This window comes from Cellulosimicrobium sp. RS, assembly GCF_046159675.1.
Classification (GTDB): Bacteria; Actinomycetota; Actinomycetes; order Actinomycetales; family Cellulomonadaceae; genus Cellulosimicrobium; species Cellulosimicrobium funkei.
Genome location: NZ_JBJXVU010000002.1, coordinates 34808 through 55498 on the forward strand (window position 1 = coordinate 34808; position 20691 = coordinate 55498).

The window sequence follows — 20691 nt, forward strand, 5'->3', positions numbered from 1 at the left end:
CGGTGAGGTCCTGCCCGAGAAGGCGCTCGACACCCCCACCACGCCGTAGGCCGACACCCGCGCGCCGATCCGTCCGAGACGACACCCGGCCTCTGCCAGACTCCTCAGGCATGGACGACGGACGAGCCTGGACGTGGGGCTTTCGCGCTGCGCGCCCGGCCGTCGAGCTGTTCGCGATCGCGACCGTCCTGCTCTGCGTCGCCTGGCTGGCTGATTCGCCGGCGGCAGGGCACGCGGACGACGCTCGGGCCCCACGGGTGGGCCGTCGACGGCCGGTCCGTGCTCGGAGGTGATCAGAGCGTCCAGCCCACCCGGGCTTCCATCGGGCCGCCGCACGCTTCCGACCCTCCGACGCGGACCCAGTCGACGGACTTCTCGGTCTCGGCGAGGACTGCTCCGGTCTCGTCGAGGGCGCGCAGCCCGACCGGGTTGGTCCGCGAGAAGACCGTGAAGGACCAGGTGTCACCCTCCCGTGAGGTCGCGATGGCCGGCTCCTGCGCGTCGGGACCTGTCGGCAGCGGTGGTTGCCACCCGGCGTCTCCGCCATCGCGCACCTGAAGATGGTGCACCTCCTCGGTGTCGCCGGTCAGCACCACCTCGAGGAGATCGGCGTACGCGATCGCGGGGCAGACCTCGGCGCCGCCGGAGAGCCGCGAGACGAGGAGCGCCACGACGACCAGCGCCCCGACGACCACGAGGCTCGTCCCCGCCCAGACGGGCAGGCGCACGCGCCGAGGTCTCGTCGGCCGGTGCGCCCGGTCGACGTCCTGCTCCTCCATGAGTGCCCCCCTCGTCGCGGGACCGGTCCCGGTACCGTGCACGTCGCGGAGGACGACCCTGGCCGCGCGCGACATCGAGGACCATCATGGCCGATCCGCCGCCCGGTCAGGCGGTGCGCACCCGTCCCCGCAGGTCCGCGTCTCCTCGCGGAGCCGGGTGTGGCGGCGTGGACCCCACCCGGTTCGCCCGCCGCGGGTGATGCCGCGCCTCGCTCGTCGTCCGTACGGTCGAGCCGATGCCCTCCGCCGCGCCGTCCTGCTGCGCGCCGGTCGGCGACGACGTCGCACCCGCCCACCGCACCTCGGCAGGTCCGCACCCGAGGCGGGCCACGGCGTCGGTCCGCACGGCCCAGGACAGACGGGAGAGAGTGGATGAGCACCGAGCCCCGCCGGACGGTCGTCGGACCGCCCCTGCCCACGGAGCGGTCGTTGCCGTTCCCGCCCCGCCGCTCCGGCAGCGTCGCGGGCCGGACGATCCAGGAGTCGACGTACTCCCCTCGCCCGCCGGAACGCCACCTGCCCCCGGGCACGCCGAACGTCGTCGTGATCCTCATCGACGACGCGGGGCCCGCGCTCCCGACGACGCTCGGGGGCGCCGTCCGCACCCCGACGCTCGACCGGGTGCGCGCGAACGGCATCGGGTACAACCGCTTCCACACGACCGCGATGTGCTCGCCGACGCGCGCGTCCCTGCTCACCGGGCGCAACCACCACCGCGTGGGCAACGGCCAGATCGCGGAGCTCGCGAACGACTGGGACGGCTACTCGGGGCACATCCCGAAGAGCAGCGCGACGATCGCGGAGGTGCTGCGCCAGTACGGGTACGCGACCGGCGCGTGGGGCAAGTGGCACAACACCCCGGCGGAGGAGACGACGACGGCCGGCCCGTTCGACCGCTGGCCCACCGGGTACGGGTTCGAGTACTTCTACGGCTTCCTCGCGGGCGAGGCGTCGCAGTACGAGCCGCACCTCGTGCGCAACACGACCCCGACCCTGCCGCCGAGGACCCCGGAGGAGGGCTACCACCTCAGCGAGGACATCGCCGACGACGCCATGCGGTGGCTGCGCGACCACAAGGCGAACGCGCCGGACAAGCCGTTCTTCGTCTACTGGGCCACCGGCGCGCTGCACGGGCCGCACCACGTCATGAAGGAGTGGGCGGAGAGGTACGCCGGCGCGTTCGACGACGGGTGGGACGCCTACCGGGAGCGGGCCCTCGCGGGCGCGAAGGCGGCGGGCTGGGTGCCCGACGACGCGGAGCTCACCCCGCGCCCGGAGAGCCTCGCCGGCTGGGACGACATCCCCGACGACCAGAAGGCGTTCCAGGCACGGCTCATGGAGGTCGCCGCGGGGTTCGGCGAGCACGCGGACGTCCAGGCCGGGCGCCTGCTCGACGAGGTGGAGCGGCTCGGCTACGCGGACGACACGATCGTCGTCTACATCTGGGGCGACAACGGCTCGTCGGGGGAGGGGCAGAACGGGACGATCAGCGAGCTGCTCGCCCAGAACGGCATCCCCTCGACGGTCGAGCAGCACATCGCCGCCCTGGAGGAGCTCGGGGGCCTCGACGCGCTCGGCACCCCCGCGACGGACAACCAGTACCACGCCGCGTGGGCGTGGGCCGGGTCGTCGCCGTACCAGGGCATGAAGCTGCTCGCGTCCCACCTCGGCGGCACGCGGAACCCGATGTTCGTGAGCTGGCCCGGGCACATCGAGCCCGACCCCGTGCCGCGTACCCAGTTCCACCACGTCGTGGACCTGGTGCCGACGATCTACGAGATCCTCGGCATCTCCCACCCGGAGACGGTGAACGGCGTCCCGCAGGACCCGATCGACGGGACGAGCCTCGCGTACTCGATCGACGACGCCGGGGCCGAGGGCCGCCGTCGGACGCAGTACTTCGAGATCATGGGCAGCCGGTCGATCTACTCCGACGGCTGGATGGCGTCGGCGACCGGCCCACGCCTGCCGTGGGTCCAGGGGATGCCGGCCGGGATCCAGACGTGGACCCCGGACCAGGACCGGTGGGAGCTCTACCACCTCGACGAGGACTGGAGCCAGGCGCACGACCTCGCCGCAGATCACCCCGAGAAGCTCGCCGAGCTCAAGGAGCTCTTCGCGATCGAGGCGGCGCGCAACGACGCGCTCCCGGTGGGCGGCGGTCTGTGGGTGCCGGTCATGCACCCGGAGGACCGGATCAGCCCCCCGTACACCGCGTGGGACCTCTCGGGGGACACCGTGCGCATCCCGGAGTTCTGCGCGCCGGCGCTGGGCAACCGCCCGAACCGGGTCGAGATCCGGCTCTCCGTCCCCGACGCCGCGAACGGCGTGCTCTACAAGCTCGGGGGCGCGGGCGGCGGGCTGACCTGCTTCCTGCTCGACGGCGTCCTCACCTACGAGTACAACCTCTTCCTCGTCCAGCGGACCGTGGTGCGGTCGGGCGCGCCGCTCGCCGCGGGCGACCACACGGTCGAGATCGTCACGACGTACGCCGAGCCGCGGCCGGCCGGGCCGCTCGACGTCGTGCTGCGGCTCGACGGCGAGGAGGTCGGGTCCGGCACGGTGCCCGTGAGCGCGCCGCTGCTGTTCTCCGCGAACGACTGCCTCGACGTCGGGCGCGCGTACGGGGGCGCGGTGTCGCGCGCGTACGCAGACCGGATGCCGTTCGCACTCGACGGGCGCATCGACGGCGTGCACGTCGCGTACCTGTGACGCGACTTCACACTTCCCGGGTGAGGACGCGGGCGCGTCAGGGAGCGAGCCTGGGGGTCGAGCCCGTGCGCCGCGCGGGACGGACGCGGGGAGGACGCGACGATGACGCAGGAACTCAGCGACGGGCCCGGTGACGGGCTCGACGACCTTCGGGAGAGCGGGCCCGTCGACTTCCTCGTCGTCGAGCTCCCCACCGACCGCGCGACGGGCGACGCCGCGTTCCCCTACCTCGTCGACCTCGTGGACCGCGGCATCATCCGCGTGCTCGACCTGGTGGTCGTGCGCCGCGAGGACGACGGCGGCGTGACGGCCGTCGGGCTCGAGGAGCTCGACGACGGGTCGACGGAGCTCGCGGTGTTCGAGGGCGCGCGGTCGGGGCTGCTCGACGACGACGACCTCGCGCAGGCGGTGGACGCCGTCGAGCCCGGCATGACGGCCGTCGTGCTGGTGTACGAGAACGTGTGGGCGGCGCCCTTCGCGACCGCGCTGCGCCGCAACGGTGCCCAGCTCGTCGCGAGCGGGCGCATCCCGGTCCAGGCGCTCATCGCGTCGCTGGACGCCACCGAGCCGGTCGGCTGACCGGCGCCAGGAAGGAGACCACCGTGCCAGGACTGCTCCGCGGCGTCGCCCGCACCGCCGTCGTCGCCGGGACGGCGACCGCCGTCTCGAACCGTGTCTCGCGCCGCCAGGCGGGCCGCTGGGCCGCGCAGGAGGAGCCGCAGTACGCGGCCCCGCCGCAGCAGCCGCAGTACGCGGCGCCGCCACCGCAGTACGCCGCGCCGGCACCTGCCCCGGCGGCCACGGACGCGCGCATCGAGCAGCTCACGCAGCTCGCCGCGCTCCGCGACCAGGGCGTGCTCACCCCGGCAGAGTTCGAGGCCCAGAAGGCCCGCATCCTCGCCTGACACGGCCGGTCCGCCGTCGCGCGGGCCGGCCCGGCACGGCGGAAGGACGAGCATGACCCGGACCCGCACCGCCGACCCGGGGCGCCGCCTGCGGCGCGAGGCGTGGGGGTTCGCGGCGGGGTCGCTGTGCTTCCTCGTCGGCGCGCTCCCGCCGTACGCGGGCGCGGTGGGCGCCGTGGCGACCGGGGTGACGTTCGTCGTCGGCTCGGTCTTCTTCACGGCCGCGGCGTTCGTCCAGCTCGGCCTGAGCGGGCGCCGCCCGCCCCGCACGGGCACGCCGCCCGCCGACCGCTGGGACTGGTGGTCCGCGGCCGTGCAGCTCGTCGGGACGCTGTGCTTCAACGTGAGCACGACGGCGGCCCTCGTCGCGGCCGCGAAGGCCCCGACCGCGCTGTGGGTGGGGTGGCGGCCCGACGCCTACGGGTCGGTCGCGTTCCTCGTGTCGTCGGCGCTCGCGGTCCTCGCGACGCGCGACCGGGGCCACCTGTGGGACACCGACGCGCGCACGTGGCACGGCACGTGGCTGAACATGATCGGCTCCGTCGCCTTCGCGGCGTCCGCCGTCGGGGCGTACGTCGACCCGTCCACGGGCACGTACCTGAGCGCGTGGTGGGACGACGCCGGGACGCTCCTCGGCGCCGTCTGCTTCCTCGCCGCCGCGCTGCTCTCGCGCCGGTCGGCCGGTGTCCCCGCCCGCACCGACGCAGTCCCGGCCGGGTGACGCCCCCGCGTCGCCCGGCCGGGCGCTCCCGGGGTCAGGAGCAGTCGGCCGCCGCGTAGTCGGCGTCCACGGCCGCTGCGGCCGTCCCGGCGCTCGCGCTCCCGGCGTCGACCGACGCCGCGCGGACCGCGAACGACTGGTACGCCGCCCGGCCCGGCTGGACGCCCGCCACCGTGCGCTCGCCGTACGGCGTGCGCAGGGTGACGTCGGTGGGCTCGTCGCCGGTGTTGCGCGCCGTGACCGCGACGTACGCGCCGCCGGCGAGGCAGCGGCTCGTCGCCTGGACCGCGAGCGCGGCCGGGGCGGCGGCGAGCTCGACCGTCGGACCGTCGAGCTCGACGACCGTCACGCTCGACCCGGAGGTCGAGGTCCACGTCGTGGCGGGCGTGAACGACCCGCGGTCGAGGTCGGCCTGCGTGACGACGTGGTGCGCGAACGTGCACGTGTACGACCCCTCGGCCGGGAGGTTCCGGTACCGGCAGTTCTGCGCGGCGTTCGCGGGGTCGAGCCCGGCGAGGTTGCCCGTGGGCACCACCTGGGTCGCGGCCGTCGAGAGGTTGCGCACGTCGAACGTGAAGCTCAGGCGGTCGCCCACGGCGTACGACGGCTGGGGGTTCGCGTGCGTCCCGCGCACGCTGATGTTCCCGGGCGCGCCGAAGTACACGCCGGGACCCTCGTGCTCCACGGTGGTGACGGTCGTGCCGGACGTCGACGTCCACGTGGTGCGCGGGGCGAAGAAGCCCGCGTCGAGGTCGGCCTGCGTGATCGTGTGCCGGGCGGACGTGCACGTGTACGCCGCGCGCGCCCCGAGGTTGCGGTAGCGGCAGTTCGGCGCGCCCTGCGCGGGGTCGAACCGGTCGAGGTCACCCGTCGGCGAGACGGTCGTCACGGCGTCGGACAGGTTGGTCACCGTGAACGAGTAGGTGGCGACGTCGCCGACCTTCCAGCCGCCGGCCGGGGTCGCGCTCGTGACGCTCGCCGCGGTGACCTCGACCTCGCCCGGCGTGCTGCTCGGGGCCGCGAGGAGCCAGTCGTGGTCGAGCTTGGCGAACCGGATGCCGCCCCCGCCACCGCCGGGCTCGTAGAGCAGGCCGACGGTCCCGTCCGCGAGCGTGGCGAGCGTCGAGTACGCCATGCCGCCCGGCTGGAAGACGCGCGCGACGGGCCACGTCTCGCCGTCGTCGTAGCTGACGCGGACGGTGCCGTTGACGCGCCCGGTCTGCGACGCGGCGTTCGAGAAGAGGAGCACCTTCGCCTCGGCCGACCCCTGCGGCGCGTTCGGGTAGGCGCGCACGATCGACGCGTTGTTGGTCGGGTCGGGCAGCTCGGTGTCGAGGGTGACCGGCCCGTACGTCACGCCGCCGTCGGTCGAGTACGCGACCTTGCGGTACTTCGACCCGGCGGAGTCGCGCGAGTTGAGCATGACGCGCCCGTCCGAGAGCTCGACGGTCTTGTTCTCGTCCATGCCCGTGCCGACGGGCTGCCCGACCTGCCAGGTCGCGCCGTGGTCGTCGGAGTAGACGGACACGGCCTGGAACTGGCCGGAGCCGTTGATGATCGTGTACTGCTGCACGAGCCGGCCCGCGTGGGGGCCGTACCGGAGCTGGATGCCCTGGCCCGACGCGGCGAAGCGCGAGCGCCACCCGAGGTCCGCGGTGACGTCGGCGGTGATGGTGCGGTGGGTCCACGTGCGGCCGTCGTCCGTGGAGGCGGAGACGTTGGCGTGGATGACGTCGCGCGCGGTCGGGTCGACGCCCGGCCGGGAGCCGCCGAAGCCCTGGTCGTAGGACTTCACGTGGAAGTTGAAGATCGTCCCCGTCTCCCGGTCGACGACGTAGCTCGGGTCGGAGTAGCCCTCGATCGGCGCGGTGGTCTTCCCGGCGGCGACGACCTCCTGCGGCCCCCACGTGACGCCGTCGTCGGTGGAGCGGCGCTGGAGGATCGAGTTCGGCCCGGGGGAGTCGGCCGCGGTGGGGCGGCCGTCGTACGAGGCGAGGACGTCGCCGTTCGGCGCCACGGTGAGCGCGGGGATGCGGTAGTTGGGGAAGCCGCCCTGGCCGTTCGTCGCGAGCTGCTGCTCGGTGTACGAGCCCGGTCCGCCGGTGGCGGGCGCGAGGTCGAAGTCCGGGGCGAGGGTCGTGTGGTGGGCCGACGCCGTCGTGACGGGGGCGACGACGCCGCCCACCGCGAGCGCGAGCGCCGCGGCGACGGTCACCGCGCGGTGCGCGGGTCTGCGGAGGTGTCCGATCATGCCGTTCCTTCCGGTCGGTGCTCGGCGCGGGCGGACGGTCACGGGGGAACGCGGCGACGCTGCCGAGAACGCTTGAACAGATGATGTCAGATGTCTGACGTCAGGAAGGTAGCCCGGCGGGTCGGCAGGGGTCAAGGGCGGCACACGGACAGCACGACGCCCGCCGGCCGCGCGGGGTGCGCGGCCGACGGGCGTCGGTGCGGGTCGGAGCTCTCCGGCGGCTCAGCCGCGGCGGGTCCGGCGGGACGCGATCACGACGGCGGTGCCCGCGGCGGCGAGCACCGCGGCGATCCCGGCGTACAGGGCGGCGCTCACGCCGGTCTCCGCGAGGCCCGGGTTCGCCGCGGAGGCGCTGACCGCGCTCGAGACCGGGACGACGCCGGCCGGGTCGCCCAGCCCGGGCGGGTTCGTCGCGCAGTCGGGGGACGCCGGCGGGTAGACGGTCGTCACGACGACGTGGGGGTTGACCTCGAAGCGGACGTCGACGGAGGGGCGCACCCAGTCGTACTCGTCGCCCTCGACCCACCGGCCGTCCTCGAGGCGCCAGCCGGGCCAGTCGACCCCGCGGCCGGAGTCGTCGACGACCGCGCCGGGCCACAGGAGGCGGCCCGAGAGCGGGAGCCCGCTCTGCACGACGCTCTCGCCGTCGGGGTTGATCCACGTGACCGTCGCGGTGTCGTGGTCCGTGCCCTCCACCTCGATCGCGTAGTCGAGGTACGCGGCGTCGCTCTCGCACACGGGCGCGAGGGTCGTCAGTCGCATCGAGGGCTCGGTCGGCACGTAGGTGTCGCCCTCCGCCGCGTGGGCCGGCCCCGCGAGGAGCGCGGCGGTGGCAGCGAGGGCGGCGGCGGCGGTGGCCCGCCCGGCGGCGCGGCGCCCGGTCGAGGTGCTCATGGTGGTTCCCGTCGGGTCGTGGTCGGTCGGGTCTCGGCGGTCGTCGTCCACGGGCGCCGCCGTACCCCCGCGGACCAGCGGGACCGGAGCAGCAGGGGCACGGGCGTGTCAGACACGATGAGGCGGCACCGCCGTCGTCGCCGATGCCCGCACCTGCAGGGGGCTGTGGTGCGGGCATCGGCTGGGCCTCAACCTAGACACCCAACTGGACAGGCGTCCAGTTCTCGAGCGGGTGAAGTCCGGGCGTCGTCGAGCCGCCCGTGCGGCGGGCTAGAGGCCCTGCCAGTCGGGCTTGGACGCGTACGTCTGGCGGTAGTAGTCGCCCAGCTGCAGGCGCGAGGCCGCCGCGTCGTCGACCAGGACCGTGGCGTGCGGGTGCATCTGCATGATCGTCGCGGGCCACATCGCGCTCACCGGGCCCTCCACGAGCTGGTGCACCGCCTCCGCCTTGCCCTTGCCCGTGGCCAGCAGCACCAGGTGCCGCGCCGACATGATCGTCGCCAGACCCTGCGTCAGACAGTGCCGCGGCACCCGCTCCACGTCGTCACCGAAGAACCGCGCGTTGTCCTCGCGCGTCTGGGCCGTCAACGTCTTGATCCGCGTCCGCGACGCCAACGACGACCCCGGCTCGTTGAACGCGATGTGCCCGTCCGTCCCGATCCCCAGGATCTGCAGGTCCACACCCCCCGCCCCCGCGATCGACTCCTCGTACGCCGCGCACGCCGCCACCAGGTCCTCCGCGTTGCCGTCCGGACCCTGCACCGCACCCGGATCAAAGTCCACCCGCGAGGCGATCTCCGTCTCGATCACGTTGCGGTACCGCTCCGGATGATCGACCGGCAACCCCACGTACTCGTCCAGCATGAACGCCCGCACCCCCGCGAACGACAACCCCTCCTGCACATGACGACGCACCAGCTCGTCGTACACCTTCAACGGCGACGACCCCGTCGCCAACCCCAGCACCGCCCCCGGCCCTGACCGCACCACCGCCTCCACGGCATCCGCAGCCAGCACCGCCAACCGCTCCGCCGGAGCGATCACGACCTCCATCAGACCCTCGCCTCCTCGGGCACCGGCCGGTGCTCCACCGCGACCACGTCGCCCGTCTCGACCGAGCGGTACGCCGCGTCGATCACGGCGAGCGACGCGCGCGCCTCCTCGATCCCGTAGTCCGGCCGTCCGCCGGCCAGCACCGCCCCGACCACGTGCCGCAGGTACGCCGCCGCGGCGACCTGGCCCGCGTCCGCGGCGATCGTCGTCCGACCGTCCGCGCCGAACCGCGCGACCGCCGGGGCGTCGTCGTCGGCGACTGCGTGGCCGTGCGACCCGAGCAGCCGCACCGACGACGTGGTGGGCGTCCCGCCGGGCGCGACCGGGACGCGCCCGAGGGTGATCGTCGCGGTCACGCCACGCTCCAGCTCGAGCGTGACGACCGCCGTGTCCTCGACCCCGGCCTCGCGGTGCGGCTCGAGGAAGAGCGACCCCGCGAACGCGTGCACCTCGACGGTGCGCAGCCCGGTGAGGTGGTGCGCCGCGTCGGCGCAGTAGCCGAGGAAGTTCAGCAGCTCGCCGCCTCCGGAGAGCGCGCGATCGACGACGAGGCCCGGGCGCTCGACCGACGTCGCGAAGTGGGCGCCGGACGCGAGGAACTCGAGGTCCAGGTGGCGCGGCAGGCCCACGTGGCCGGCGTCGACCCACGCGCGCAGGCGGCGCAGCGCGGGCGCGTGCGTGCGGTTCACGACGGCGCACGTCCGCCCCGTGCGGGCGGCGACGGCGACGAGGTGGTCGGCGTCGGCGAGGGTCGTCGCGACGGGCTTGTCGACGAGCACGTCGAGGCCCGCCTCCAGCAGCGCCGCCGCCAGGCGCGCGTGCCGGGTCGGCTCGGCGCACACGACGACGAGGTCGACCGCGCTGCCCAGGGCCTCCGCGACCGCGGCCACGTCGGCGACCTCGGCGTACGGCACCCCGGCGCGCTCGGCGACGGCGCGCGAGTCGTCGCGCACCCAGCCGGGCGCGTCACCCTCCTCGACGACGCCGACGAGCTCGACGCGGTCGTCGGCGGCGAGGATCCGCAGGTAGTCGGCCGCGTGGCGCACGGCCGACGCGAACGCGACGCGCAGGGTGGTGCTCATGCGGCCACCCCCGTCGTCGCGTAGCCGGGGACGTCGACGACGCGCTCGCGCCGCCCGGAGACGAGCGAGCGCTGCGCGGCGAGCGCGGTCGCGAGCGCGGCCCGCACCTGCGGCGTCGTGACGACGGGCGTCGCGTCGCCGCGCACCACGTCGAGCCAGTGCGCGAGCTGGAGCCCCAGCGCGCCCTCGACGGAGACGGGCGGGGCGGTCGTGGCGTCGGAGTGCAGGCCGTCCTCCTCGGTGGTCGAGTGCGCGAGCGTCCCCTCGGTCCCCACGAGCACGACCCGGCGCACGAGCTCGCCGCGGCGGCGCAGCGCGTAGCAGAGCTCGAGCGTCGCGAGCGCGCCCGACGCCGTGCGGAGCTGCACGTGGAACGAGTCGGGCGACTCCATGTCGGGCGAGAACGTGCGGAATCCGCGCGCGAAGACCTCGACCGGCTCGTCGTCGAGCAGCCACGTCGCGGCGTCCATGATGTGGGTGCCGTTGTGCACGGGGTGCCCGCCCGAGAGCTCCGGGTCGAGCTGCCAGCCGCGCCACCCGGCGGGCCACGCGTGGCCCGTGTACCAGGAGATGTGCGCGAGCCGCGGGGTGCCGATCTCGCCCCGGCGGGCCGCGGCGGCGAGCGCCGTCACGGCGGGCTGGAAGCGCACGGTCTGCCCGACGACGAGCGTCGTGCCCCGGCCCTCGGTCGCCGCGACCATCGCGTCGAGCTCGGGCAGGGACAGCGCCGCCGGCTTCTCGACCTGGACGTGCTTGCCGGCCTCGCCCGCGGCGATCGTGTCGCGCGCGTGCGTGGGTGTCGCGGTGACGACGTCCACGGCGTGCACGGCGTCGTCCGCGAGCGCCTCGTCGAGGGCGGTCGTCGCCCGGGCGCCGGGGACGAGCGCCGCGAGGGCGCGGGTGCGCTCCAGGTCGTGCCCGACGACCCAGCGCACGTCCGCGCCGTCGAGCGCCGCGAGGGCCGTGAGGTGCTCGCGGGCGAACGCCCCGATGCCCACGACGGCGATCCCGACGGGGCGGCGGCTCGACGGTCGCCCGGCCGTGGGGAGGTGCTGGGGTCTCACGCGGTCGTCACCCCGAGGGCCCGGTCGATCGGCTGGTAGTGCGAGGCGACGGCGGCACGGAACGCGTCGACGTCGCCGGCCTCGGCGGCGTCGAGCATCGCGCCGTGCGCGCGCGCGGTCTGGTCGAGGTCGGCGGCGACGGAGAGCCCGAGCTTGGGGATCACGGCTGTGTGCACGTCCCAGAACGCGGCGACGAGCTGCCCGACGAGCGAGTTGTCGAGCCGCGCGAGCAGGCCGGTGTGGAAGGCCCGGTCCTGGGTGGGGAACGACTGGCCCTGCGACGCCGCGGCGACCATCTCGTCGACGAGGGCGTGCAGGTCGGGGTTCGAGGTCCCGGTGAGGCTCGCGACGATGCGCTCGGCCATGGCGAGGTCGAGGGACTGGCGCACCTCGACGACGTCGCGCAGCGCCCGCAGGTCGTCGCCGGGGGAGAGGACGCCGCGGAAGACGAGCGCCTCGACGAGCGCGTCGAGCGACATGCTGCCGACGAACGTGCCGTGCCCGTGGCGGACCTCGACGATGTCGAGGGTCGACAGGGTGCGGATCGCCTCGCGCACGCTCGACCGGGAGACGCCGAGGTGCTCGCACAGCTCGGCCTCGGTGGGGAGCGGATCCCCGGGCCGCAGCCCCTCGCCGAGGATGAAGTCCTTGATCCGGTCGGCGGTGGTGGTCCGCCGCGGTGCGGTCGCACCGGTGCTGCCGGCTCTGGAGGCGTCGAGCGTCGCGAAGCTCCTCCGCCGTGGTGTCGCCATCTTGACCCCTTCGGTTTCTGGTCCTAGTGTCATGCTACACAACGTCAGACATCAGACATCTTCTCTCCGGAAGAGTGTCGGTCTCATGTCAGGAGAACCAATGAAGCTTCACGTCAGCTCACCTCCCCGTCGCCGGGGAGTCGCTGCGGTCGCCGCGGGCGTCGTGCTCGCGCTCGGCCTCGCGGCGTGCTCGGGTGGCGACGCCGCGCAGGACGACCCGACCGAGGGCACCGCCGCCCAGGGCGAGATCGACCAGGACGCCGTGATCGAGGCGGGCATCTCGTACTCCCTCTCCGGTGGTTTCGACCCGATGATCACCACCGGTGCCGTGACAGTAGCCGCGAACTGGCACGTGTTCGAGGGACTCACCGAGCTCGACCCCGCGACGCGCGAGGTCTACGCGGCGCTCGGCACCGACCTCCCGGCACAGGTCGACGACACCCACTACGAGGTGGACATCCGCGAGGGCGCGGTCTTCCACGACGGCACGCCCGTCACCGTCGACGACGTCGTCTTCAGCTTCGAGCGCGTCCTCGACCCGGCGAGCGAGTCGCTCTACGCCGGCTTCATCGACTTCATCGAGTCCGTCACCCCCGTCGACGACGACACGGTCTCGATCAACCTCAAGTACCCGTTCAGCCTCGTCCCCGAGCGTCTCTCGGTCGTCAAGGTCGTCCCGAAGGCGCTCGTGGAGTCCGACTACGAGGCGTTCAACGCCCTGCCCGTCGGCACCGGCCCGTTCAAGATGACCCAGGCGACGCCCGACGACAAGATCACGTTCGAGCGCTTCGACGACTACAACGGCCGTCGCCCCGCGCTGGCCGCCGGTCTCGTGTGGAACCTGCTGTCCGACCCCGCGGCGCGCGTCACCGCGATGAGCTCCGGCACGGTCAGCGCGATCGAGGACGTCCCCTACATCGACGTCCCGACGCTCGAGGGCGCCGTGGACGTCGAGTCGGTCCAGTCGTTCGGCACGCTCTTCATGATGTTCAACACCGACCTGCCCCCGTTCGACGACGTCCGCGTGCGCCAGGCGTTCTTCTACGCGCTCGACATGGACAAGATCATCGACAACGGCCTGCTCGGGAACGGTGCCGCGGCCACGAGCTTCCTGCCGCAGAGCCACCCGAACTACCACGAGGCGTCGACCGTCTACTCGTACGACCCGGAGAAGGCGAAGTCGCTGCTCGCCGAGGCCGGCGTGAGCGACCTGTCCATCACGCTCCTCACCACCGACACCGGCTGGGTCGCGGACATCGCGCCGCTCATCAAGGAGAACCTCGACGCGATCGGCGTCGACACGACGCTCGACATCGGCCAGTCCGGCGGCCAGTACACCAAGGTCGACAACGGCGACCTGCAGGTCATGGTGGCGCCCGGCGACCCGTCCGTCTTCGGCAACGACCCCGACCTGCTCATGCGCTGGTGGTACGGCGACAACGTGTGGTCGCAGTCGCGCTACCGCTGGAACGACGACCCGAAGTTCGCCGAGCTCCAGGGCATCCTCGACGCCGCCGTCCGCACGTCGGGCGACGAGCAGCAGGAGCTGTGGGACCAGGCGTTCGACCTGATCTCCACCGAGGTGCCGCTCTACCCGCTGCTGCACCGCAAGCTGCCGACCGCGTGGGACGGCGACACGCTCTCCGGCTTCAAGCCGCTGCCCATCACGGGCCTGTCGTTCCTCGACGCCGGCCTCGTCAAGTAGCCGCGGGCGCGTAGCCCTCGGCGCCGACCGACCCCGGGCCCCTCGCCCGCCCCGGCGAGGGGCCCGGTACCCGCCCGGCACCCAGAACGGACAGACATGCACCGCACCCCCGACGCACCAGGAGGTCGACCATGAGCGCGCTGCTGCGACTCGTCGGACGCCGCCTCCTGCAGCTGCCGATCATGATCCTCGGCATCACGTTCCTCGTGTTCCTCGTGATGTCGTTCTCGCAGGTCGACCCCGCGATCCAGGCCCTCGGCGAGGGTGCCTCGGTCGAGGCGCGCGAGGCGTACCGCGAGGCCAACGGGCTCAACGACCCGCTCCTCGTCCGGTACGTCGCGTTCCTCGGCGGCCTCCTGCACGGGGACCTCGGCACGTTCAGCGCACGCCAGGTGCCCGTGGCCGACGAGGTCGCGCGCGCCCTGCCGATCACCCTGCAGCTCACGCTCATGGGCCTCGTCATCGCCGTCGTGGCCGCGCTCGTCATGGGCATCCTCGCGGCGCTCTACCGCGACCGCTGGCCCGACAAGGCGATCCGCGTCGTGTCCGTCGCGTCCCTCGCGACGCCGTCGTTCTGGCTCGCGGTGCTGCTCATCCAGGTCGTCACGCTGAGCGCCGGGTGGCTGCCCGCGAGCGGCCCCCTGCCCGACCCGTCCGAGGACCTCGGCGGCTACCTCGCGCGCATGACACTGCCCGCGCTCGCGCTCGCGATCCCCGTCGTCGGCCAGCTCACGCGCGTCGTGCGCACGTCCGTCGTCGAGGAGCTCGACAAGGACTACGTCCGTACCGCGATCGGCGCGGGCATCCCGCGCCACGTCGTCGTGGGGCGCAACGTGCTGCGCAACGCGCTCATCACCCCGATCACGGTCCTCGGCCTGCGCGTCGGCTACCTCATCGGCGGCGCCGTCGTCATCGAGATCATCTTCGCGCTGCCCGGCATGGGCACGCTGATCCTCAACGGCGTCACCAACAACGAGCCCAACCTCGTGCAGGGCGTGACCCTCACCGTGGCGCTCGCCTTCGTGCTCATCAACATCGTGGTCGACATGCTCTACGTGCTCGTCAACCCGCGGATCAGGACGGTGTGACGTGCGCCGACAGCTCACCGAACGACTCTCGACCCCCGGGCTGCGCCTGCGCGCGCTGCCCCTCGGGTCCAAGATCTCCCTCGCGTTCGTGCTCCTCGTGGCGCTCGCGGCCGTCTTCGCGCCGCTCGTCGCGAGCCACGACCCGCTCGCCACCGGCACGCCCGTCCAGCCCCCGAGCGCGGAGAGCTGGTTCGGCACCGACCGCCAGGGGCGCGACATCTTCTCCCGCGTCGTCTACGGCGCGCGGTACTCGCTCGTCATCGGCCTCGGGGCCACCGCCATCGCGCTCGCCGCGGCCGCCGTGCTCGGCGCCGTCGCCGCGACGGCCCGCAAGAGCGTCTCCGAGACCCTCATGCGCGTGCTCGACATCATCATGTCGTTCCCCGGCATCGCGCTGGCCGCCGTGTTCGTCTCGGTCTTCGGCCGCTCGCTGCCCGTGCTCGTGCTGACGATCGCGTTCCTCTACACGCCGCAGCTCACGCGCGTCGTGCGGGCCAACATCCTCGACCAGTACGGCGAGGACTACGTGGCCGCGACCCGCGTCATGGGCGCGCGCACGGCCTGGATCCTCGCCAAGCACGTCGCCCGCAACTGCGCGGCGCCCGTGCTCGTGTTCACCACCGTGCTCGTGGCCGACGCGATCGTCTTCGAGGCGTCGCTGTCCTTCATCCAGGCCGGCGTCCCCGACCCGGAGCCCTCGTGGGGCAACATCATCGCCGCCGGCCGCGACCTCGTCATGGGCGGCTACTGGTGGGCGACGTTCTTCCCCGGCCTGGCCATCATGCTCACCGTCCTGTGCCTCAACATCCTCTCCGAGGGCATGACGGACGCCATGGTCGCCGCCCCGCGGGCGACGCGCGCCACCCCGGCGAAGGCCGTCGCGACCGACTCCGACGACGCGGCCGTCGCCGCGGAGCTCACCGCGATGGACGCCGACGAGCCGGTCGAGACGGCGGACGAGGCACGCCTCGCCGAGTCCGAGCCGGTCGTGCCCGACGTCGAGCCGCAGGTCGCGCACGTCGGGCGGGCCGTGCCCCTCGCCTCGCGCCTCGCCACGCTGCGCGCGGCCGAGTCGGCCCGCACCGACCGGCCGGTGTACGACGGCGACGCCGAGCCCCTGCTCGAGGTGCGCAACCTGTCCATCCGCTTCCCGCGCCACGGGGACGTCGCGGTCGTCGACGACGTCTCGTTCTCCGTGCGGCCCGGCGAGACCATGGCGCTGGTCGGCGAGTCCGGCTGCGGCAAGTCGATTACGTCGCTCGCCGTGATGGGCCTGCTGGACCCCTCCGCGCAGATCAGCGGCGAGATCCGCTACGGCGGCAAGGACCTGCTCGCGATGGGCAACCGCGAGCGCGCGGCGCTGCGCGGCACCGAGATCGCGATGATCTACCAGGACGCGCTGAGCTCGCTCAACCCGTCGATGCTCGTCCGTGCGCAGATGAAGCAGCTCACGCGCCGCGGCGGGACCCGCACGGCCGAGGAGCTCCTCGAGCTCGTGGGCCTCGACCCGGAGCGCACGCTCAAGAGCTACCCGCACGAGCTCTCCGGCGGGCAGCGCCAGCGCGTGCTCATCGCCATGGCCCTCACGCGCGACCCGAAGCTGGTCATCGCGGACGAGCCGACGACGGCGCTCGACGTCACCGTCCAGGCCCAGGTGGTCGCGCTGCTCGACGAGCTGCGCGTCAAGCTCGGCTTCGCGATGGTGTTCGTCAGCCACGACCTCGCGCTCGTCGCGCAGATCGCGCACCGCATCACGGTCATGTACGCGGGCCAGGTCGTCGAGCAGGCGCCGACGAGCGAGCTGCTCACCGACCCCCGCCACGAGTACACGCAGGGCCTGCTCGGCGCGGTGCTCTCGATCGAGCAGCGCTCCACGCGCCTGCACCAGATCCCCGGCACCGTCCCGTCGCCGCGCGACTTCCCGACGGGCGACCGGTTCGCGCCGCGCTCGTCGCGCCCCGACCGTGGCCTCGACGTGCGGCCCGTGCTGCGCGCCGTGGACGCGGACGGGCAGCACCTCGTCGCGATGCCGCCGGACGAGCCGGTCGGCGCCGTCGCGGGCGGTGGCCCCGCCCCGATCACCACCGGAGGGACGCGATGAGCGCCACCGACCAGACCCCGACCGCCGCGGAGCGGGGGCCCGCGACCGACCGCGACACCCCCGTCGTCGAGCTGCGCGGCGTGCACGTCGTCTTCAAGGCCCGCACGGGCACGCTCTTCAAGGCCAACCGGGTGCACGCGGTGAACGACGTCAGCGTCGCGGTCCGCCGCGGCAGCACGCTCGGGATCGTCGGCGAGTCCGGCTCGGGCAAGTCGACCATGGCGAAGGTGCTCGTCGGGCTCCAGGCGCCGACGTCCGGCGAGATCCGCTTCCGCGGGCAGCCGGTCGACAAGTACACGACGCGCGTGCGGCGCGACGTCGGGCGGGTCGTGTCCGTCGTCTTCCAGGACCCGGCCACCGCGCTCAACGCCCGCATGCGCGTGCGGGACGCCCTGCGGGACCCGCTCGACGTGCACCGCGTCGGCGACGCCGCGTCGCGCGAGGCGCGCGTGCGCGAGCTCGTGCACCTCGTCGGGCTGCCCGAGTCGGCGCTCGACGCGCTGCCCGGCCAGCTCTCCGGCGGGCAGCGCCAGCGCGTCGCCATCGCGCGCGCCCTCGCGCTCGCGCCGGACGTGATCGTCGCCGACGAGCCCACGTCCGCGCTCGACGTGTCCGTGCGGGCCCAGATCCTCAACCTGCTCGCCGACCTCAAGGCGGAGCTCGACCTGGGGATGGTCTTCATCTCGCACGACATCCAGACGGTGCGCCACGTCTCCGACGAGATCGTCGTCATGCAGGGCGGCCGCATCGTCGAGTCCGGCCCGGCCGCGCGCGTGCTCGACGACCCGCAGGACGACTACACCCGCACCCTGCTCGGCGCGGCGCCCGCGCTCCTGTGAGCGCCGCCGCGCCCCGCCCGACGCCGGGCACCACCCCGACCACCACACCGCTGAACCCAGAACCGGAGCTCCTCGTGACCACCCCCTTCCGCGGGATCGTCCCGCCCGTCCTCACCCCGCTCACGACCGAGGGCGAGGTCGACGTCGCGTCCCTCGAGCGTCTCGTGGACCACCTCGTCACCGAGGGCGTGCACGGCCTGTTCGTGCTCGGGTCGACCGGCGAGGTCGCCTACCTCACCGACGCGCAGCGCGACGTCGTCGTGCGGACCGTCGTGCGCACGGCCGCGGGCCGCGTGCCCGTCATGGGCGGCGCCATCGACCTGACGACGGCGCGCGTCGTCGAGCAGGCGAAGGCGCTCGTGGCGGGCGGGGTGGACGCGGTCGTCGCCACAGCCCCCGTCTACGCGCTCAACGACCTCGACGAGATCGAGCGCCACCTGCGCGCGGTCGCGGCCGCCGTCGACGTGCCGCTCTTCGCGTACGACATCCCGGTGCGCGTGCGGACGAAGCTGCCCGCGGACCTCCTCGTCCGGCTCGGCACCGAGGGCGTCCTCGCGGGCGTCAAGGACTCGTCGGGCGACGACGTCGGGTTCCGCCGCCTCGTCGCCGCCAACGCGGCGGCCGGCTCGCCCCTCGTGCTCTTCACGGGGCACGAGGTCGTGGTCGACGGGATGCTGCTGCTCGGCGCCGACGGCGTCGTGCCGGGCCTCGCGAACGTCGACGCGGGCGGCTACGTGCGCCTGTGGGACCTCGCCCAGGCCGGGAAGTGGGACGATGCCCGGGTGGAGCAGGACCGTATCGCCGCGCTGTTCGAGATCGTGTTCCAGGCACGCGGCCGCTCGGGCGACGCCGCGGGCGTCGGGGCGTTCAAGGTGGCCGCGCAGCGCCAGGGGCTCATCGCGACCGAGACCCTCGCGTTCCCCGTCGAGCCGCTCGCGGACGACGTCGCCGCGCGCGTCGAGGAGATCACGCGCGCCGCGGGGCTCCTGCGTGGCTGACGCCTCCCCGCACGCCGCCGCGCCGACGGTCGTCGTCGGCGTCGATCTCGGCGGCACCAAGACGGCCGCGGCGACCGTCGCGGCCGACGGGACCCTCGGTCCCGTGCTCGCCGTGCCGACCCCGGCCGCCGGCGGCCCCGACGCGGTGCTCGACGCCGTCGCCGGGGTCGTGCGCGAGGTCGTCGCCGCGCTGCCGGGCGCGGCGCGCCTGCGCGCGCTCGGGGTCGGCACGGCCGGGGTGGTCGACGTCGGTCGCGGCGTGATCGTCTCCGCGACCGACACGCTGCCCGGCTGGCCCGGGACCGACGTCGCGGGCGGCCTGCGCCGCCGGCTCGCCGACCTCGCGGCGGTTTCCGACCTGCCCGTGTTCGTCGAGAACGACGTCGACGCGCACGCCGCCGGCGAGGTGTGGCGCGGCGCCGCCGCGGGCGCGCGCAGCGCGCTGCTCGTCGCCGTCGGGACCGGGGTGGGGGGCGCCGTCGTGCTCGACGGGCGTCCCCTGCGCGGCGCCCACCACGTCGCGGGCGAGCTGGGGCACGTGCCCGTCCCCGGCGCCGAGCTCCTGCGCTGCCCGTGCGGACGCACCGGCCACCTGGAGGCGATCGGGGCGGGCCCGGCCGTCCACCGCCGCTACCTCGCGCTCGGCGGGGACGCGACCAGCCCCGACACGCGCGACGTCGTCGCCCGGGCCGACGCGGGCGACGAGCTCGCGGCCTCGGTCGTGCGCGACGCCGCCCGCGCCGTGGGCCGCGCCGTCGCCGGGGTCGTCACCGTGCTCGACCCGGAGGTGGTCGTCGTCGGCGGCGGCATGGCCGGCGCGGGCGACCTGTGGTGGTCCGCGCTCGAGGACGCGCTGCGCGCGGAGGTCGTCGACGTGCTCGCCGACCTGCCGCTGCGGCCCGCCGCGCTCGGGAACGTCGCGGCGGTCGTCGGCGCGGCGCGCGGCGCGTGGAACCTGCTGGACGACCGCACGACCGACGGAGGGGCGCGATGAGCGCGGAGCAGCACGACCGGACCCCCTGGACGCGCGAGCGCGTCCTCGACGCGATGCGCGGACGCCTCACGGTGTCCTGCCAGGCCTACCCCGGCGAGCCCCTGCGCGACCCGCGCACCACGGCGCAGATGGCGCGCGCCGTCGTCGCCGGGGGAGCGGCCGCCGTCCGCGTGCAGGGCCTGGACGACGTCGCGGCCGTCGTCGCGGCGGTCGACGTGCCCGTCGTCGGGCTGTGGAAGGACGGCGACGGCGGGGTCTTCATCACCCCGACCCTGCGGCACGCCGTCGCGGTCGCGGACGCGGGCGCGCACGTCGTCGCGCTCGACGGCACGCGCCGGCCCCGCCCCGACGGGCTCACGCTCGCCGAGACCGTCGCGCGCCTGCGCGAGACGACCGACGCGCTCGTCATGGCGGACTGCGGGTCGCTCGACGACGCGCTCGCCGCCCAGGACGCGGGCGTCGACCTGCTCGGCACGACCCTCTCCGGGTACACCGGCGAGCGGCCCCGGACCGACGGCCCCGACCTCGCGCTCGTCGACGAGATGGTCGCCGCCTGCACCCTCCCGGTCGTGGTCGAGGGTCGCGTGCACACCCCCGCCCAGGCCGCCGAGGCGATGGCGCGCGGCGCGTTCGCCGTGTGCGTGGGCACCGCGATCACCCACCCCACGACCCTCACGTCCTGGTTCGTCGACGCGGTGGCGCCGTCTGCCTGACGCGGTGCGGCAACGGGTCACCTCGAGGTGGCCGGGCATG

General features: G+C 74.3%; 18 protein-coding genes. 11 read left to right on the top strand and 7 right to left on the bottom strand.

Translation table 11 applies throughout. The features are described from left to right. Positions 1 to 293 precede the first annotated feature (293 nt). Positions 294 to 779: a hypothetical protein gene (locus ACI769_RS03330; RefSeq protein ID WP_061268855.1), complete on the bottom strand. Its 486-nt coding sequence runs from the start codon at positions 777 to 779 to the stop codon at positions 294 to 296. Between the two features lie 372 nt (positions 780 to 1151). Here ACI769_RS03330 and ACI769_RS03335 point away from each other — a divergent pair, with 372 nt between their 5' ends. The 4 genes from ACI769_RS03335 to ACI769_RS03350 all read left to right on the top strand — a co-directional run bounded on the left by ACI769_RS03335 (position 1152) and on the right by ACI769_RS03350 (position 5117). Then, entirely contained in the window at positions 1152 to 3491 is a 2340-nt protein-coding gene (locus ACI769_RS03335) for an arylsulfatase (protein WP_409141155.1), read from the top strand. Between the two features lie 102 nt (positions 3492 to 3593). Beyond that, the gene (locus ACI769_RS03340; RefSeq protein WP_021480863.1) at positions 3594 to 4070 is read left to right on the top strand and encodes a DUF6325 family protein; all 477 of its coding nucleotides are present in this window, start codon (positions 3594 to 3596) and stop codon (positions 4068 to 4070) included. Positions 4071 to 4093: 23 nt separating this feature from the next. Next, positions 4094 to 4396 (top strand): SHOCT domain-containing protein, encoded by a 303-nt coding sequence (locus tag ACI769_RS03345; protein ID WP_137279997.1) that lies wholly within the window; start codon positions 4094 to 4096, stop codon positions 4394 to 4396. Positions 4397 to 4448: 52 nt separating this feature from the next. Continuing rightward, positions 4449 to 5117 carry a hypothetical protein gene (locus tag ACI769_RS03350; protein ID WP_409141156.1) on the top strand — a complete coding sequence of 223 codons (669 nt, stop codon included), beginning with the start codon at positions 4449 to 4451 and terminating at the stop codon, positions 5115 to 5117. 34 nt (positions 5118 to 5151) lie between these two features. Here ACI769_RS03350 and ACI769_RS03355 read toward each other — a convergent pair whose 3' ends face one another. The 6 genes from ACI769_RS03355 to ACI769_RS03380 all read right to left on the bottom strand — a co-directional run bounded on the left by ACI769_RS03355 (position 5152) and on the right by ACI769_RS03380 (position 12213). Beyond that, on the bottom strand, positions 5152 to 7368 hold the full coding sequence (locus tag ACI769_RS03355; RefSeq protein ID WP_409141157.1) for an exo-alpha-sialidase: 2217 nt from the start codon (positions 7366 to 7368) through the stop codon (positions 5152 to 5154). Positions 7369 to 7590: 222 nt separating this feature from the next. Next, on the bottom strand, positions 7591 to 8262 hold the full coding sequence (locus ACI769_RS03360; RefSeq protein ID WP_409141158.1) for a peptidase: 672 nt from the start codon (positions 8260 to 8262) through the stop codon (positions 7591 to 7593). A gap of 270 nt (positions 8263 to 8532) precedes the next feature. After that, positions 8533 to 9315 (bottom strand): glucosamine-6-phosphate deaminase, encoded by a 783-nt coding sequence (gene nagB / locus ACI769_RS03365; protein ID WP_409141159.1) that lies wholly within the window; start codon positions 9313 to 9315, stop codon positions 8533 to 8535. Continuing rightward, positions 9315 to 10397 carry a Gfo/Idh/MocA family protein gene (locus ACI769_RS03370; protein WP_409141160.1) on the bottom strand — a complete coding sequence of 361 codons (1083 nt, stop codon included), beginning with the start codon at positions 10395 to 10397 and terminating at the stop codon, positions 9315 to 9317. Before ACI769_RS03370 ends, nagB begins: the two co-directional genes overlap by 1 nt. Next, positions 10394 to 11461, bottom strand: a complete 1068-nt coding sequence (locus ACI769_RS03375; protein WP_409141161.1) for a Gfo/Idh/MocA family protein — start codon at positions 11459 to 11461, stop codon at positions 10394 to 10396. Before ACI769_RS03375 ends, ACI769_RS03370 begins: the two co-directional genes overlap by 4 nt. Continuing rightward, entirely contained in the window at positions 11458 to 12213 is a 756-nt protein-coding gene (locus ACI769_RS03380; protein ID WP_144681223.1) for a FadR/GntR family transcriptional regulator, read from the bottom strand. Before ACI769_RS03380 ends, ACI769_RS03375 begins: the two co-directional genes overlap by 4 nt. A gap of 100 nt (positions 12214 to 12313) precedes the next feature. Between ACI769_RS03380 and ACI769_RS03385 the strand changes: the two genes are divergently transcribed. The 7 genes from ACI769_RS03385 (at position 12314) to ACI769_RS03415 (ending at position 20651) form a co-directional block, all read left to right on the top strand. After that, positions 12314 to 13918 carry an ABC transporter substrate-binding protein gene (locus ACI769_RS03385; RefSeq protein ID WP_409141162.1) on the top strand — a complete coding sequence of 535 codons (1605 nt, stop codon included), beginning with the start codon at positions 12314 to 12316 and terminating at the stop codon, positions 13916 to 13918. Between the two features lie 131 nt (positions 13919 to 14049). Further along, the gene (locus ACI769_RS03390) at positions 14050 to 15006 is read left to right on the top strand and encodes an ABC transporter permease (protein ID WP_021481963.1); all 957 of its coding nucleotides are present in this window, start codon (positions 14050 to 14052) and stop codon (positions 15004 to 15006) included. Position 15007: 1 nt separating this feature from the next. Continuing rightward, on the top strand, positions 15008 to 17107 hold the full coding sequence (locus ACI769_RS03395) for an oligopeptide/dipeptide ABC transporter ATP-binding protein (RefSeq protein ID WP_409141163.1): 2100 nt from the start codon (positions 15008 to 15010) through the stop codon (positions 17105 to 17107). Continuing rightward, positions 17104 to 17946 (top strand): ABC transporter ATP-binding protein, encoded by an 843-nt coding sequence (locus ACI769_RS03400; protein WP_409141164.1) that lies wholly within the window; start codon positions 17104 to 17106, stop codon positions 17944 to 17946. Before ACI769_RS03395 ends, ACI769_RS03400 begins: the two co-directional genes overlap by 4 nt. Before the next feature lie 74 nt (positions 17947 to 18020). Continuing rightward, positions 18021 to 18944: a dihydrodipicolinate synthase family protein gene (locus tag ACI769_RS03405; protein ID WP_114553156.1), complete on the top strand. Its 924-nt coding sequence runs from the start codon at positions 18021 to 18023 to the stop codon at positions 18942 to 18944. Further along, positions 18937 to 19938, top strand: a complete 1002-nt coding sequence (locus ACI769_RS03410) for an ROK family protein (RefSeq protein WP_409141165.1) — start codon at positions 18937 to 18939, stop codon at positions 19936 to 19938. The genes ACI769_RS03405 and ACI769_RS03410 overlap by 8 nt, the downstream gene beginning before the upstream one ends. Beyond that, positions 19935 to 20651 (top strand): N-acetylmannosamine-6-phosphate 2-epimerase, encoded by a 717-nt coding sequence (locus ACI769_RS03415; RefSeq protein ID WP_076404010.1) that lies wholly within the window; start codon positions 19935 to 19937, stop codon positions 20649 to 20651. Before ACI769_RS03410 ends, ACI769_RS03415 begins: the two co-directional genes overlap by 4 nt. Positions 20652 to 20691 lie beyond the last annotated feature (40 nt).